Genomic DNA, 15,460 nt, shown 5'->3' on the forward strand with positions numbered 1-15,460 from the left:
CCACAGGTCGGTAAGCGTCGCGCCATCAGGTATTTTACCCGCTGGCGCTACAGGCTTATTCCTTGTTATTCCGCGAGAAACAACTCAAGAAGAGAGTTTAAAAACAGTTTACCGTGACGGGTAATCTGCCAGTATTGCTCGCATTCGGTCAGGTAGCCCTGGGCAATAGCCTCGTCGATTGGCTGACGAATAACCGCTTCCGTAAGCCCGGTATAGGCGACAAATTCGGCGCGAGGCGCGCGCTCCAGCAACCGAAAACGATTCATAAAGAACTCAAAGGGTTTATCGTCATCACTCACGTCACGCTGGCTTTCCAGGTAACGTCCCTGCATATAACCGCGTGGGTGACGGGTTTTGGTGGTGCGCAGGATCCTGCCGCCCGGGAAGGTGACTTTACCGTGGGCACCGCAGCCAATACCCAGATAGTCGCCAAAGCGCCAGTAGTTCAGATTATGCTGGCACTGATAACCGGGTTTGGCATAGGCCGACGTTTCGTATTGCTGATAGCCCGCGGCGGTTAATAACTGGTGGCCCTGCTCAAAGATATCCCACAGAGCGTCATCGTCCGGTAAAACCGGCGGACGCGAACCGAACAGAGTGTTGGGTTCAATCGTCAATTGATACCATGAGAGATGCGGCGGATTAAGCGCAATTGCCTGTCGCAAATCGTTCAGCGCCTCTTCCAGCGTTTGGTCCGGCAATCCATGCATCAAGTCGAGGTTAAAGCTGCGTAGCCCAAGCCCATTTGCCAGTCTTGCTGCCCGCATCGCCTCTTGTGGACCGTGAATACGGCCAAGACGTTTCAGCTTAGGCTCACTAAAGCTCTGCACGCCAATGGAGATCCGGTTTACGCCGGCGCGCTGATAGTCGATGAAGCGGTCGGCTTCGACCGTGCCGGGGTTCGCTTCCATAGTAATTTCCGCATCCGCCGCCAGATTCAGGCGCGCACGCACGCCGTCCAGCAGCGTTTGCATCGCTGGCCCGGAAAGCAGGCTTGGCGTACCGCCGCCAATAAAGATGGTCTTTACTTCACGCCCTTGCGCCCAGGCGACGTCGGCATCCAGATCGCTTAACAGATGCTGGACGTAGTCGTCATGCGGCACCTCGCCCTTCAACGCATGGGAATTGAAGTCGCAATATGGACATTTTTGTACACACCAGGGAATATGAATATAAAGACTGAGCGGCGGTAGTTTAGCCATTGCGTAACGCATCCAGCAGCAGCTTGAGCGCTTGTCCTCGGTGGGAAATCGCGCTTTTTTCTTCACGGGTCAGTTCTGCGGCGGTTTTGCCTTCAGACGGTACGAAGAAAATAGGATCATAGCCAAATCCGCCATTTCCGGCCGCCTGGCGAGTAATGACGCCTGGCCAGCTACCGTGACAGACTATCGGTGTGGGATCTTCGGCATGACGCAAATAAACCAGTACACAATGGAATCGCGCCTGGCGTTTGTCGTCCGGAACATCCCGTAGAGTATGCAGCAGTTTTTCCAGGTTTTGCTGATCTGTCGCGTTTTCGCCAGAATAGCGCGCGGAATAGATACCCGGCGCGCCGCCTAAAACGTCAACGGCCAGACCGGAATCATCGGCAATGGCGGGCAGACCGGTCATTTTAGCGGCATGGCGCGCTTTGAGAATCGCGTTTTCAATAAACGTCAGGCCGGTTTCTTCCGCGGAGTCAACGCCCAGTTCCGTTTGCGCTACCACATCAAGCCCAAAATCGCTTAACAGCGACGCGAGCTCGCGCACTTTACCGGCGTTGCCGGTTGCGAGAACAACTTTTTGCATGGAATACCTACTCAGTTAACGCCGCAATTTCCGGCGGGATCTGTTGCGGGTGAATAATTTTTACCTGTTTGTGACGGCCCAGCTCGCCTTTTTCGATGACGATCTGACTTTTCGCCACGCGAAACTGTTTACCGAGAAACTTGATCAGATGGCTGTTTGCCTGACCGTCAACCGGCGGGGCGGTAATGGCGACTTTCACCTCGTCGCCATGTAAGCCCACAATACTGTCGCGGCTGGCTTTCGGCTGAATATAAAGCCGTAACACCAGACCGTCTTCGCAGCGAGTCACAGCACTCATAGCGCCATCCACAGCCCCGGCAGCAACATGTTGCCTGTCGCTTGTAAGACTTCAGCGATCCCCATATTAACGACATACAGTAGCAGCACCAGAACCATCGGCGAGAAGTCGATGCCGCCCATCGCAGGCAGTATACGGCGAATCGGGCTGAGCAGCGGCTCGGCAAGCTGAATCAATACATATTCAATCGGGCTACGACCCTGGCTCACCCAGCTCATGATAGCCATGACCAGCAGCACCCAGAAGATCAGCAGGCCGATTGTTTTAAGCAAGATAAGCACCGCGGCAATCCAGATAATCGCCTGAAACGTAATTACCTTAAACAGCACTATCGCCTTAATAACGCTAAGAATAAACGCCACCAGCAGGGAAGCGCTGTCAATCGGCCCCATTGGCGGGATAATACGACGCAGCGGTCCGATGATGGGCTGCGTAATTTTCACCACGAACTGGGAAAAAGGGTTGTAAAAGTCACAGCGGGCCCACTGCATCCACACGCGCAATAATAGCACCATGGTATACAGCTCAATTACCGTTGAGAGCAGGAAGGTCAACGTATTCATGGCGTTCCTCAGTTTTCCTTAATTTTTTGTGTAATCACGAGCACCAAAGATAGCGGTGCCGATGCGCACCATTGTGCTACCTGCCGCAATCGCGGCTTCCATATCGTCGCTCATACCCAGAGATAAGGTATCAACGTCAGGGTAGCGCGCTTTCAGCCCGGCAAATGCTACAGCCATTTGACGTGCGACTTCAAACTGCCTTACATAATCTGACTCTGGCGCCGGGATCGCCATCAGTCCGCGAAGCCGCAGACGCGGCAGTGTAGCCACCGCAGCGGCCAGCTCATCCAGTTCCGCCAGCGGAATGCCTGATTTGCTGTTTTCATCGCTGATATTAATTTGGATCAGAACATTTAGCGCCGGCAGATTATCCGGACGCTGTTCGCTCAGACGCGAGGCGATACGCAGGCGATCGATGGTATGACACCAGTCAAAATGCTCGGCCACCAGCCGACTTTTGTTGGACTGTAAAGGGCCAATAAAGTGCCAGTGCAGGCCTTCCACTTTCGCTTCCTGAAAGTGGCGGATTTTTTCCACCCCCTCTTGTACATAATTTTCACCAAATGCCCGTTGTCCGGCGGCAATGGCTTCTGCGATGTCGCTCGCAGGTTTGGTTTTACTCACTGCAAGCAACGTAACTTCTTCTGAAGAGCGGCCGCAACGCGTCGCCGCAGCGGAGATTTTGTCCCGGATGTGTGCCAGGTTATGCGCGATATCGTTCATTTTCCGAGGATGTTTATATGAATATGGAAGAAATTGTGACGCTTAGTGTAAAGCATAACGTCTCGGATCTACACCTGTGTAACGCCTGGCCTGCGCGATGGCGCAAACAAGGACGCATGGAGAACGCGCCTTTTACCGCGCCTGATGTCGACAGGCTTCTGCTTGATTGGCTTAATGATGCGCAACAATATCAGTGGCGAACGCACGGCCAGCTTGATTTCGCCGTCTCGCTGTCTGGCACGCGGCGCCTGCGCGCCAGTGCGTTCACACATCAACAGGGAACGTCGCTGGCGCTACGGCTATTGCCCGAGCGTTGTCCTGATCTGGCGGAAATCCAGACGCCGCCGATAGTACCCGCACTGCTTGCCAGCGAGAACGGACTGATTCTGGTCACTGGCGCTACTGGCTGCGGGAAATCCACCACGTTGGCGGCGATGGTGGGACATCTTAATCAACATGCCGATAAACATATCCTGACGCTGGAAGATCCTATTGAGTACCGTTACACCAGCAAGCGTTGCCTGATACAGCAGCGGGAAATCGGCCAGCATTGCGCCACTTTTGCCGCCGGGCTGCGCGCGGCGTTACGTGAAGATCCCGATGTCATTTTACTGGGAGAGCTGCGTGACAGCGAGACCATTCGCCTGGCGCTGACGGCGGCGGAAACGGGGCATCTGGTACTGGCAACCCTGCATACTCGCGGTGCGGCGCAGGCGGTGGAAAGATTAGTGGATAGTTTTCCGGCGCAGGAAAAAGAACCGGTACGCAGTCAACTGGCGGGTAGTCTGCGCGCTGTGCTATCGCAAAAACTGGAGGTCGACAGGCAGGATGGGCGCGTGGCGTTGTTTGAATTACTGATTAATACGCCAGCCACAGGGAATTTGATCCGTGAAGGCAAACTCCATCAGTTGGCCCACGTGATACAAACCGGGCAGCAGCAGGGGATGATGACATTCGCCCAGAGCGCGCAATGGCGTCAGGCGCAGGGACGACTGTAGCGAAGATGGCGGCGTAGAGGGGGGAGGAAAGTGTTGACTGGCGCGGTGGATTGAACGGCATGCAGGCTTGTATCCTGGCGAACCGGCGTTAAAATCGCAGCTTTGTTAAAACCACAGCGAAGCCATTTAACGATGTCATCACAACCGAATCAAAGCCTGATAGATGGCATTCGCTGTCTGCAATATCTGGTCTCCAGCGACCGTGCTATCGGATGTCGCGAGCTTGCCCGGCTGATGGATATTAATACCACGCGCGTTAATCGCCTGTTAATGACGATGGCCTCTATTGGACTCACGATGCAGGATGAGCACCGACGCTATTTACCCGGGCCAGGCATTCATGCTTTGGCGGTGCAGGCGATTCGTGGTTCAGCGCTGTTCTCCCATGCGTTGCCTATCCTTGAACGCCATGCGCCCAAAGACATCGTGGTGGCATTAGGCGTGCTATGGGAAGACCAGATTATCTATATTTATCACTCTACGCCGGGTTCGCAGGGAAGTCAGGCGCTGGCGGGGTTTCGCATGTGCCCGGCCTGGCAGTCGGTAACAGGAGTGGCGTTACTGGCGGCAGAAAGCGATGAGGCGCTAATGCAGCGTTTTACTCCGGAGCAGTGGCGTAATCTGGCGCCGCATGTGGCGCAGCAGCGCCAGCGGGGATACGTGCTGTGGCATCACGCTGATGGTGAAGTTTCTATGGCGCAACCGCTAGACAAGCACGCCGCAGCGCTGGCCTTTGCGGGAATGTGGCGGATTGATGAGGCGGAGGCGGCTGCGCGTTTACAGGCGTTGAAGGCATTAAACCAGCTTATTGCCCAGTAAGCCTGGCAACCGTGACCGCGTTATCCGCCTGCTGACAAAAACGGCTTTAATACCCCTGTTCAAAATAGCTTTCGAGGATAATCACGGCGGAGGCCGAGTCCACTTTGCCTTTGTTCAGCGCGCGATACCCACCTCGTTCAAACAGACCGGAGCGTGCTTCAACGGTGCTGAGCCGTTCATCGTGCAGCGTGACAGTTACCCCGAAACGCCCATGAATACGGTTGGCGAATTTACGTGCGCGCGCCGTCAGCGGTTGTTCAGTGCCATCCATATTGAGCGGTAGCCCGACAATAATTTCGTCCGGCTGCCACTCTTTCAGCAAACGTTCAATGAGCGTCCAGTCGGGCGTGCCGTCCTGTGCTTTGATTGCCGGAAGCGGACGGGCGGTGCCGGTAATGCGTTGTCCTATTGCAACGCCGATGCTTTTTGTGCCGAAGTCAAAGGCCAGTAAGGTGTCGCTCATCAGGCGTGCCCCGCAACGCCAGGCATGGTCAGAATATCAATGCCAATAAGTTTTGCCGCTTCGCGCCAGCGCTCGGCAATGGGCGTTTTGAACAAAATATTGAGATCGGCGGGCGCGGTAAGCCAGGCGTTATCAAGCAACTCTTGTTCAAGCTGGCCTTTATCCCAGGAGGCGTAGCCCAGCGCGACCAGTACATCGGAAGGCTGTTGTTGGGTACCTAACGTTTCCAGCACATCGCGGGAGGTGGTAATCACGGTATTGTCTGAGATACGAATGCTGGAGGCGAAACGTGACGGCGGAGTATGGAGAATAAATCCGCGATCTTCCGCCAGCGGGCCGCCGAGCATCACGGCTTTATCAAGACGAATTGCCGAATCGCGCGGTTCCGGCGTAATTTTTAGTTTTTCCAGAATCCCTTCAATTTGCAGATTTTCCAAAGGCTTATTAACAATAATCCCCATAGCGCCGTCCTGGTTGTGCTCGCAAATATACACCACGGAACGGCGGAAAATCGGGTCCTGGAGCGCAGGCATGGCAATAAGAAAGTGATGCTGTAAATTCATTGTCAGAGGTTCTGTTTCCTGGTTCAAAAAAACGACAGCGTTCAGTATGTGGGGAAAGCGGACGGTTGTCACTCATATAAGCCGTCTTTTGCCAAAGGACGGCGGCCTTATCGGGCAATAGACTGCCGGATGGCGATGCTGATGCGCCGCCTTATCCGACCGGGGCGGCGTGATTGCTCAGGCCCGGTAAGCGCACGCCACCGGGCAATAAACCTTTACTTCGCCAGACGCGCTTCGATGGCGTCCATCAACATCCCGGTGATAGAGATCGGGTATTCCGCTTCAATTTCACGCACGCAGGTTGGGCTGGTCACGTTAATTTCCGTTAAGCGGTCGCCGATAATATCCAGACCGACGAAAATAAGCCCTTTGGCTTTAAGCGTTGGCCCAACGCGGCGGGCGATTTCCCAGTCGCTTTCGCTCAACGGACGGGGTTCGCCGCGACCACCAGCCGCCAGGTTGCCGCGGGTTTCGCCGCCCTGCGGAATACGCGCCAGGCAGTAAGGCACCGGCTCGCCGTCGACGACCAGGACGCGCTTATCGCCATCTTTGATAGCGGGCAAATAGTTCTGTGCCATGCAGTAGCGGTTGCCCAGCTCGGTCAGCGTTTCGGCAATAACGCCTATGTTAGGATCGCCTTCCTTAACGCGGAAAATGGACGCGCCGCCCATACCGTCCAGCGGTTTCATAATGATATCGCCGTGTTTTTCCCAAAACGCTTTGAGCTGCGCTTTATTGCGCGTTACTAGCGTTTCCGGCGTCAGGTCGGCAAACCAGGCGGTATACAGTTTTTCATTACAGTCGCGCAGGCTTTGCGGTTTGTTGACGATCAGCGTCCCTTCCTCTTCAGCGCGTTCCAGAATATAGGTCGCATAAATAAACTCGGTATCAAACGGCGGATCTTTACGCATCAGGATAACGTCGAGGTCGGCAAGTTTAATCTCCTGCTCGCTGCCGAACTCGTACCATTTATCGTAATTTTGCTCCACGTTCAACGTTCGCGTGCGGGCGCGGGCTTCGCCGTTAATCAGATAAAGGTCGGCCATCTCCATATAATGAAGTTCATAACCACGACGTTGGGCTTCCAGCAGCATAGCGAAACTGGTGTCTTTCTTGATGTTGATGTGTGCGATGGGGTCCATCACGATGCCGAGCTTGATCATTATTTTCTCCGTTAACGCTTCATCCTAAGTCGCCAAAACGCACCTGTAGCGCGGTAATGGCGGTGAGCGCGGTTGTCTCAGTACGCAGAACGCGAGGTCCTAACAGAATATCAGTAAACTGATAGCGCGCGGTCATCGCGATTTCGTCCGCCGACAGCCCGCCTTCCGGGCCGATCAGCAGTCGGACGCGTTCAACCGGCAGCGGCAGAGTGTTGATGCTGGCATGGGCGCGCGGATGAAGATTGAGCTTCAGCCCGGAATCTTGCTCGGCGCACCAGGCTTCCAGCGCCATCGGCGGGCGAATTTCCGGCACCCGGTTACGCCCGCATTGTTCGCAGGCGGCGATGGCGATCTTTTGCCACTGCTGGCGCTTTTTGTTCAGACGTTCACTATCCAGTTTAACGCCGCAGCGCTCAGAGAACAGTGGCGTAATGAGGCTTACACCTAGTTCGATCGATTTCTGGATAGTAAATTCCATTTTTTCACCGCGCGACATCACCTGGCCCAGATGGATATGCAGCGGCGATTCACGATCGTCGATTTCGCCTTTCATCACTTGCACTTCAACACTTTTCTTACTGGCGCTAATGATTTCAGCATCGAATACCTGATTGCTGCCGTCAAACAGCTGTAACGCTTGTCCCGGTCCCATGCGCAGTACACGACCAATATGGTTGGCCGCATCTTCGCATAACGAAATCTGCGTACCGGACGTCAACAATTCAGGGTGATAAATGCGGGGAATACGCATAATAAAAAAATCCGCGTCATGGCCCCGGCGTTTGGCTATCCAGGGCATGGGTTAACAAGAATCCCGCTAGTGTAGGTTAGCTCTTTCGCGCCTGGCAAGCGCGTTGCACATAGGGATTATGATTACCCTGGACCTTCGCGATACGCGCATCGCGCTCGCACTCCCAGGCGGTAACGGGGTACTGCTTATCCCAGACGTTAAAAAGCTGCGTTTGTTGGCGGGAAAGTTTCAGTTGGTATTGGTCGCGCATATAAAAATAAGTGCGGGCGATTGCGCCACGGGCGCGGGCGGGCGGCTCGGCGAGCTTCGCTTTAAAATCCACTTTCATGGCGCATTGCCCGTACTGACCTTCGCCGCCGTTCCACTGGCTATACATAAAATTGCCGCGATCGCCATTCACTTCGCCAATCGCGGGTTGCAGGTTATGCATATCGCTTTCCATTTTGCGGTAGACAGGGTCTTTAGCGCAGTTTTTTCGCCCGCCGTCCTGCCAGCACTGGCGCTGATGACCGAATTGCCAGGCGGGGACAACGTGCTCCCACTCAATGCGTCTGGCGCGATTCTCGTTTTTACGCACCTTATAGCCGCAGGACTCCAGGTCTACGACGCCTTTTTTACCCTGCCAGCGGATTTGGCACCCGCAGTAAAAGCTGCCGGGCGCGTCGGCATTGACTTTGACGCTCGCCGCTTTGGCCTGAGAAAAATTGTTAATGCCGTCGGCCAATGCATGGCCTGAAAACGCTGCGGCCAGCAACGCAGCGGCAAAAGAAAAATTACGGTACATTGCACACTCCATAGCAAAACGAGCCCGCAACGTAACGAAAGTTGTGTCTGTATGCAATCAGTCCGCTCAGGAAAGTTCCCGGACGTTTCGGGAACTACCCGGCGACCAGTGGTTCGCCGCAGTGAACGCAACGATAAACCGCTTCGCCGCGTACTACCCGATTATGACGGCGGACGGTGAGTTGATGTTGCTGGCATTGGCAATGGTAGGGAAAGGTGTTGCGCCGTACGGATTGCAGCGCAAATTGATGAGTACGTCTGGCCGGAACGCCCAGCACGCTTTCCATCATCCACTTCCATTCCTTGCCATGCGGAGCCTTGCGTCCGAAGTGCTTCCACACCAACAGATGCGCCAGTTCATGCGGCACGACCTCTGCAATAAAGGTGTCGATGTTTTCCAGCAGTAACACCGGGTTGAGGCGGATTTCGTAGCTCTCCAGCCAGGCGGTGCCCGCCGAGGTGCCGCGTTGCGTATACACCAGTTTCGGCTCCGGATAATGTCTATTGAGCTTGAGGTTCGCCTGGGCGAGATTTTCCCGCAGACGGCGCATCACGGCCTGCTGGATAGCGATAGGGAGACGAGGGGTTTTCATAGCGGCAGAGAATAGTGCGACGGAAGAGGGACTGCAAGAAAAACGCTTCCTCCTGTGGCAGGAGGAAGCGTGGAGGGATTAGTCGTGGGCGCCGATTTCGCGCAGTTTACGACCTTTCATCAGGTTACGTTCAATGTGTTCCAGCGAAACGTGTTTGGTTTCCGGCACCAGCCACAGGGTCAGCAGGATAAACAGTACGTTCAGGCCAGCGTAGACCCAGAAGGTGTTGGCGTTACCCAGATTGTTCAGCATGGTCAGGAACGTTGCGCCGACGATCATATTGGCGATCCAGTTGGTCGCGGTGGAGCAGGTGATGCCGAAATCGCGGCCTTTCAGCGGCTGGATTTCGGAGCACAGTACCCAAATCAGCGGACCAGCGCTCATCGCAAATCCAATGATGAACATCAGCAGCATAGCGATAGCGAAGTATTGCGCAGACGGCGAATGGATGCCGATGTGCATCATCGTACCCAGAATCCCCATACCAATCGCCATGACCAGGAAGCCCAGCGTCAGGGTCGGCTTGCGGCCCCAGCGGTCAACCAGGCCGATAGCGATGAAGGTTGCCAGCACGTTAGTCAGACCAACAATAACGGTGCCCCACATCTGCTCCGTGGTATTCGTGTACCCCGCCAGTTCGAAGATTTTCGGCGCGTAATACATGATGACGTTCATCCCGGTAAATTGCTGCATGACCTGCAACAAAATGCCAAGAAACACGGCGCGGCGGAAGTTGCTGTTCTCTTTGAACAGCGCCCAACCGCTCTGTTTAACCTGCAAACTTTCGCGAATTTCATCGAGCTCACGTTTTGCTTCCGCACTGGTGTCACGCAGGCGCAACAGGACGCGTTCAGCATCATGGAAACGGCGTTTCGCCGCAAACCAGCGCGGGCTGTCCGGCAGGAAGAAGACGCCGATCAGCAGCAGAATGGCCGGGATGATGATCACGCCGAGCATCCAGCGCCATGCGCCGCTGTAGCTGAACGCGGTATCGGACAGATAAGCGCCCAGAATCCCGATGGTGATCATGAGTTGGTACATTGAGATCATACTGCCGCGAATTTTTTCCGGCGCGATCTCGGACAGGTACAACGGTGCAGTGTAGGAAGCGACGCCGACGGCCAGACCCAGCAGCACGCGAGAAATAATCAGGACTTCAACGTTAGGCGCCGCAGCGGAGAACAGCGAACCGGCGACGAACAGGATAGCGCCGATCATCAGGCTTTTTTTACGGCCCAGCTTAAAGGAGAGCCAGCCGCTGCCGACAGCGCCGACGGCCGCGCCAAACATCATGGAGCTGACCACCCATTCCTGAGTGTGTGCGGTAATCTGAAACTCGTCGGTAATGAAGGGTAAAGCACCGGCGATAACGCCGATATCCAGGCCAAAAAGTAATCCTGCCAGGGCTGCAAGAAAGCAGACAAAAAATGTCATGGCCTTGTTGGAACGCCCTTGTTTTTTATTGTCAGGCATTATGCCCTCCGGTTGGGTTAGCAATTTTATCGATGTTAAGAGTAGGTGAGTACGCCGTAAAAAGATGTGAGGCTAATCACAATGGTGTAATCGTTTACACTACTATTTATCTCGGTGATTATTTAATTATCTGAAAAATAATAGTTTTAATAATCTTATAACCATATCAATCGCCTGGTATTCAGACAAAGTTGAAAAATTATGTAATATTTTCATCGCAGAATTAGCATACCGATAGTGAGGCGGTCAGTTCTTAATGAAAATGAATGTAACCGCTTTCATGATGACTGAAACTGAATGATAAAAAGTGTAGTCGAAGAAACGAAAGGGGAGAGTGGATTGTGCTGCGCATCACAAAAAGGTCAGTATAAATTCACGCTGGAATATCTGATAACGTTGCGTGTATCAGCAATGATAAAGGCCAGCAGGGCGCTGGCCTTGATAAGTACGGTATGGTTTACCTGACTGAAAAACAGCGTCAGGCGCGGGCGATTATTTCAGACCGGCAGCATCGCGCAGCAGTTGCGCTTTGTCGGTTTTTTCCCATGGGAAGTTTTCGCGACCGAAGTGGCCGTAAGCCGCAGTTTCTTTGTAGATCGGGTGCAGCAGATCCAGCATCTGAATCAAGCCGTACGGGCGCAGGTCGAAGAATTCGCGCACCAGCAGAATCAACTGTTCAGCAGGCACTTTTTCAGTACCGAACGTTTCCACCATGATGGACGTCGGCTCCGCTACGCCGATAGCGTAGGAGACCTGGATTTCACAGCGATCCGCCAGACCTGCCGCCACGATGTTTTTCGCGACATAACGCGCAGCGTAAGCTGCAGAACGGTCAACTTTAGACGGATCTTTACCGGAGAAGGCGCCGCCGCCGTGACGCGCCATACCGCCGTAGGTATCAACAATGATCTTACGACCGGTCAGACCACAATCGCCCATCGGGCCGCCGATAACAAAACGACCGGTTGGGTTGATAAAAAACTTAGTGGACGTATTTAACCATTCAGACGGCAGAATGGGTTTGATGATCTCTTCCATCACCGCTTCTTGCAGCGATTTTTGGTCGATATCTTCTGCGTGCTGCGTAGAGAGAACCACGGCGTCGATACCGACGATTTTGCCGTCGTCATACTGGAAAGTGACCTGGCTTTTTGCATCCGGACGCAACCATGGCAGGGTGCCATTTTTACGCACTTCAGCCTGACGCTGTACCAGACGGTGCGCGTAGGTGATTGGCGCAGGCATCAGTACGTCGGTTTCATTTGTCGCGTAGCCAAACATCAGGCCCTGGTCGCCCGCGCCTTGTTCCAGCGGGTCTGCGCGGTCAACGCCCTGGTTGATATCCGGAGACTGTTTGCCAATTGCGCTCAGTACCGCGCAAGAGTTGGCGTCAAAGCCCATGTCGGAATGCACATAGCCAATTTCGCGCACCGTATTACGGGTAATCTCTTCGATATCGACCCAGGCGCTGGTGGTGATCTCACCGCCAACTAAAACCATGCCGGTTTTAACGTAGGTTTCACAGGCGACGCGTGCTTTCGGATCCTGTTGCAGGATAGCGTCCAACACGGCATCAGAGATTTGGTCTGCGATTTTGTCAGGATGCCCTTCTGATACGGACTCAGACGTAAAAAGGTGTTTTGCCATATTTAATTTCACCTAAGGAGAATTTAGTTAGCTCAAACTGTTGTGCGGAATAGTCATGACAGAAGATTCTACCATGAGTCTGAAGGTCGCTGACACTGGCAGTCTGAGTGTTAATCAGTATGGATGGATTAACATCTGGACGGCTATTTTAGGTCACTTCTTCGCCCAATTTCCAGCTTTTTTTGAAGGCCGTCGCAATGTCGGTCAAAATCAGGCGATAAACGTTTCTGATAATGCTGACATTATGCGCATTTATGCTTTGCTTTTTTTCTGCGTTCTGGGTATAAAACGCGACGCGCGGCTCATACAAAAGCACACGACGTTTTCTTCGTGTCGCCACTTCCAGCCGGGTTAAAACGTTGCTTTGGCTTGTGGGTTCGTCTTACGAGGCGGCCGTGGAGGTGATACGAGATAATGAACCGTTGTATTCTGCTGAATCTGTCGCATCGTTCTGGTGCGCGCATGTCCCCCGCAATCTGCATCTCTGCTTTGCATACCTGCCGATGTTATACCCATCTCGGCGCTTCTCAGGATTCCAGAGCCGGCAATGGCGCTGAAGACTGAACAAGGGCGCTCTTGTTAACGCAAGAGTTTTCTCGTGGTTTCGCCGAACCGTTATCTGTGAGTTCGGTTACGTGTTTACAATGATATGAAAAAGAAACCGGTCGCGCAGGCGGAGCATCAGCGCTATCTGCTGGAAAATCCGCTTGTCTATGGGTTGTTATCGCGTCTTCGGATTGCGATAGTAGTCAACTGTTTTACACTTGCTAATAAAAATTGAGGTTCGCTATGTCTGACGACATGTCTATGGGTTCGCCTTCGTCAGCAGGCGAACAGGGTGTACTACGCTCCATGCAGGAGGTTGCAATGAGCTCCCAGGAAGCCAGCAAGATGCTGCGCACTTACAATATTGCCTGGTGGGGCAATAACTACTACGACGTCAACGAGCTGGGCCATATTAGCGTATGCCCCGATCCCGACGTACCGGAAGCGCGTGTCGATCTTGCCAAACTGGTGAAAGCGCGCGAAGCGCAAGGCCAGCGTCTGCCGGCGCTGTTCTGCTTCCCGCAGATCCTGCAACACCGTTTGCGTTCAATTAACGCGGCGTTTAAGCGTGCGCGTGAATCTTACGGTTATAACGGCGACTACTTCCTCGTTTATCCGATTAAGGTCAATCAGCATCGCCGCGTGATCGAGTCCCTTATCCATTCCGGTGAACCGTTGGGGCTGGAAGCGGGGTCAAAAGCGGAATTGATGGCGGTGCTGGCGCATGCCGGCATGACCCGTAGCGTGATCGTCTGTAATGGTTATAAAGACCGTGAATACATTCGGCTGGCGTTGATTGGCGAGAAGATGGGCCATAAGGTTTATCTGGTCATTGAAAAGATGTCTGAAATCGCGATTGTGCTGGAAGAGGCCGAGCGCCTGAATGTGGTTCCTCGCCTGGGCGTGCGTGCGCGTCTGGCCTCTCAGGGGTCCGGTAAGTGGCAATCCTCCGGCGGCGAAAAATCAAAATTCGGCCTGGCGGCGACCCAGGTGCTGCAACTGGTGGAGACCCTGCGTGACGCCGGGCGTCTGGACAGTCTGCAACTGTTGCACTTCCACCTGGGATCGCAGATGGCGAACATTCGCGATATCGCGACCGGCGTGCGCGAGTCCGCGCGTTTCTATGTTGAGCTGCATAAGCTGGGCGTTAATATCCAGTGCTTCGACGTGGGCGGCGGTCTGGGCGTGGATTATGAAGGTACCCGTTCGCAGTCCGACTGTTCGGTGAACTATGGCCTGAACGAATATGCCAATAACATCATCTGGGCGATTGGCGATGCCTGCGAAGAGCATGGTTTACCGCATCCGACGGTGATTACCGAGTCTGGGCGCGCCGTCACTGCGCACCATACGGTACTGGTCTCTAACATTATCGGCGTGGAGCGTAACGAATACACGGATCCGACTGCCCCTGCTGAAGATGCGCCGCGCGCGCTGCAAAATCTGTGGGAAACCTGGCAGGAGATGCATAAGCCTGGCACCCGCCGCTCGCTGCGTGAATGGCTGCATGATAGCCAAATGGATCTGCACGATATTCATATCGGCTACTCTTCCGGCGCGTTTAGTTTGCAGGAGCGCGCCTGGGCGGAGCAACTTTATCTCAGCATGTGCCATGAAGTGCAGAAGCAACTGGACCCGCAAAACCGTGCGCATCGTCCGATTATCGACGAACTGCAAGAGCGGATGGCGGACAAAATGTACGTCAACTTCTCGCTGTTCCAGTCAATGCCGGACGCGTGGGGAATCGATCAGCTCTTCCCGGTACTGCCGCTGGAAGGGTTAGATCAGGTACCGGAACGTCGTGCCGTGCTGCTGGATATAACCTGTGATTCCGATGGCGCTATTGACCACTATATCGATGGCGACGGTATCGCCACGACGATGCCGATGCCGGAATACGATCCAGAGAATCCGCCGATGCTCGGCTTCTTTATGGTCGGCGCCTATCAGGAGATCCTCGGTAACATGCACAACCTGTTTGGCGATACTGAAGCGGTTGACGTGTTTGTCTTCCCGGATGGTAGCGTCGAGGTTGAGCTGTCGGACGAAGGCGATACCGTTGCGGATATGCTGCAATATGTGCAACTGGATCCGAAAACGCTGTTAACGCATTTCCGCGACCAGGTAAAACAGACGGATCTGGACGATGCGTTGCAGCAGCAGTTCCTTGAGGAATTTGAAGCGGGACTGTACGGTTATACTTATCTTGAAGATGAGTAATTAAGAGTATTCCACTTGTGGGTCGATTTAATTATTTAAATCGACCCTTTTATATTTTATAAATTCTTA

19 protein-coding genes are annotated in these 15,460 nt (G+C 54.0%); 6 read left to right on the forward strand and 13 right to left on the reverse strand.

Annotated elements, in window-relative coordinates; translation table 11 throughout:
- Positions 1–65: 65 nt before the first annotated feature.
- Genes hemW through ACLJPQ_RS20690 form a run of 5 tightly spaced genes read right to left on the reverse strand, consistent with a single transcriptional unit; the run spans position 66 to position 3,372 of the window.
- Positions 66–1,202 (reverse strand): radical SAM family heme chaperone HemW, encoded by a 1,137-nt coding sequence (gene hemW, locus ACLJPQ_RS20670; protein WP_023214414.1) that lies wholly within the window; start codon positions 1,200–1,202, stop codon positions 66–68.
- Positions 1,195–1,788, reverse strand: a complete 594-nt coding sequence (locus ACLJPQ_RS20675) for an XTP/dITP diphosphatase (RefSeq protein WP_001174769.1) — start codon at positions 1,786–1,788, stop codon at positions 1,195–1,197. Before ACLJPQ_RS20675 ends, hemW begins: the two co-directional genes overlap by 8 nt.
- A 7-nt stretch (positions 1,789–1,795) precedes the next feature.
- Positions 1,796–2,086, reverse strand: coding sequence for a DUF167 family protein YggU (yggU, locus tag ACLJPQ_RS20680; RefSeq protein ID WP_001277203.1), 291 nt, complete (start codon positions 2,084–2,086; stop codon positions 1,796–1,798).
- Positions 2,083–2,649, reverse strand: coding sequence for a YggT family protein (locus ACLJPQ_RS20685; RefSeq protein ID WP_001094848.1), 567 nt, complete (start codon positions 2,647–2,649; stop codon positions 2,083–2,085). The genes yggU and ACLJPQ_RS20685 overlap by 4 nt, the downstream gene beginning before the upstream one ends.
- 18 nt (positions 2,650–2,667) lie before the next feature.
- A complete protein-coding gene (locus ACLJPQ_RS20690; protein WP_000997790.1) occupies positions 2,668–3,372 on the reverse strand; it encodes a YggS family pyridoxal phosphate-dependent enzyme in 705 nt (234 codons plus the stop codon).
- 17 nt (positions 3,373–3,389) lie between these two features.
- Between ACLJPQ_RS20690 and ACLJPQ_RS20695 the strand changes: the two genes are divergently transcribed.
- Together ACLJPQ_RS20695 and ACLJPQ_RS20700 are read left to right on the forward strand one after the other, a co-directional pair.
- Complete coding sequence (locus tag ACLJPQ_RS20695) at positions 3,390–4,370, forward strand: type IV pilus twitching motility protein PilT (protein WP_001055642.1); 981 nt, start codon at positions 3,390–3,392, stop codon at positions 4,368–4,370.
- A 132-nt stretch (positions 4,371–4,502) separates the two neighbouring features.
- Positions 4,503–5,189 (forward strand): IclR family transcriptional regulator, encoded by a 687-nt coding sequence (locus ACLJPQ_RS20700; protein ID WP_023260784.1) that lies wholly within the window; start codon positions 4,503–4,505, stop codon positions 5,187–5,189.
- A gap of 46 nt (positions 5,190–5,235) precedes the next feature.
- Here the strand turns inward: ACLJPQ_RS20700 and ruvX are convergent, their stop codons facing one another.
- The 8 genes from ruvX to metK form a co-directional block, all read right to left on the reverse strand.
- The gene (ruvX, locus tag ACLJPQ_RS20705; protein ID WP_001285491.1) at positions 5,236–5,652 is read right to left on the reverse strand and encodes a Holliday junction resolvase RuvX; all 417 of its coding nucleotides are present in this window, start codon (positions 5,650–5,652) and stop codon (positions 5,236–5,238) included.
- Complete coding sequence (locus tag ACLJPQ_RS20710; RefSeq protein WP_001053171.1) at positions 5,652–6,215, reverse strand: YqgE/AlgH family protein; 564 nt, start codon at positions 6,213–6,215, stop codon at positions 5,652–5,654. The genes ruvX and ACLJPQ_RS20710 overlap by 1 nt, the downstream gene beginning before the upstream one ends.
- A gap of 215 nt (positions 6,216–6,430) precedes the next feature.
- Positions 6,431–7,378 (reverse strand): glutathione synthase, encoded by a 948-nt coding sequence (gshB, locus tag ACLJPQ_RS20715; RefSeq protein ID WP_000593243.1) that lies wholly within the window; start codon positions 7,376–7,378, stop codon positions 6,431–6,433.
- A 19-nt stretch (positions 7,379–7,397) separates the two neighbouring features.
- Positions 7,398–8,129 (reverse strand): 16S rRNA (uracil(1498)-N(3))-methyltransferase, encoded by a 732-nt coding sequence (rsmE, locus tag ACLJPQ_RS20720; protein ID WP_001222489.1) that lies wholly within the window; start codon positions 8,127–8,129, stop codon positions 7,398–7,400.
- A 76-nt stretch (positions 8,130–8,205) separates the two neighbouring features.
- Positions 8,206–8,913, reverse strand: coding sequence for a deoxyribonuclease I (gene endA / locus ACLJPQ_RS20725; protein ID WP_001650639.1), 708 nt, complete (start codon positions 8,911–8,913; stop codon positions 8,206–8,208).
- 94 nt (positions 8,914–9,007) lie between these two features.
- Positions 9,008–9,505 carry a SprT family zinc-dependent metalloprotease gene (locus ACLJPQ_RS20730; RefSeq protein ID WP_061423670.1) on the reverse strand — a complete coding sequence of 166 codons (498 nt, stop codon included), beginning with the start codon at positions 9,503–9,505 and terminating at the stop codon, positions 9,008–9,010.
- Between the two features lie 78 nt (positions 9,506–9,583).
- Positions 9,584–10,978: a galactose/proton symporter gene (gene galP, locus ACLJPQ_RS20735; RefSeq protein ID WP_001113171.1), complete on the reverse strand. Its 1,395-nt coding sequence runs from the start codon at positions 10,976–10,978 to the stop codon at positions 9,584–9,586.
- A gap of 492 nt (positions 10,979–11,470) precedes the next feature.
- A complete protein-coding gene (gene metK / locus ACLJPQ_RS20740; protein ID WP_001062140.1) occupies positions 11,471–12,625 on the reverse strand; it encodes a methionine adenosyltransferase in 1,155 nt (384 codons plus the stop codon).
- A gap of 55 nt (positions 12,626–12,680) precedes the next feature.
- On the opposite strand from metK, the gene ACLJPQ_RS20745 reads away from it, so the two are divergent.
- The 4 genes from ACLJPQ_RS20745 (at position 12,681) to speA (ending at position 15,391) form a co-directional block, all read left to right on the forward strand.
- A complete protein-coding gene (locus tag ACLJPQ_RS20745; RefSeq protein WP_001576358.1) occupies positions 12,681–12,980 on the forward strand; it encodes a hypothetical protein in 300 nt (99 codons plus the stop codon).
- A gap of 59 nt (positions 12,981–13,039) precedes the next feature.
- Positions 13,040–13,189 (forward strand): hypothetical protein, encoded by a 150-nt coding sequence (locus ACLJPQ_RS20750; protein ID WP_001751809.1) that lies wholly within the window; start codon positions 13,040–13,042, stop codon positions 13,187–13,189.
- A gap of 85 nt (positions 13,190–13,274) precedes the next feature.
- Positions 13,275–13,406 carry an acid stress response protein YqgB gene (yqgB, locus tag ACLJPQ_RS20755; RefSeq protein WP_000729109.1) on the forward strand — a complete coding sequence of 44 codons (132 nt, stop codon included), beginning with the start codon at positions 13,275–13,277 and terminating at the stop codon, positions 13,404–13,406.
- 8 nt (positions 13,407–13,414) lie between these two features.
- Complete coding sequence (gene speA / locus ACLJPQ_RS20760) at positions 13,415–15,391, forward strand: biosynthetic arginine decarboxylase (protein ID WP_001278580.1); 1,977 nt, start codon at positions 13,415–13,417, stop codon at positions 15,389–15,391.
- The last annotated feature ends 69 nt before the right edge of the window (positions 15,392–15,460 follow it).

This window comes from Salmonella sp. SAL04213 (assembly GCF_046550535.1).
GTDB lineage: Bacteria > Pseudomonadota > Gammaproteobacteria > Enterobacterales > Enterobacteriaceae > Salmonella > Salmonella enterica.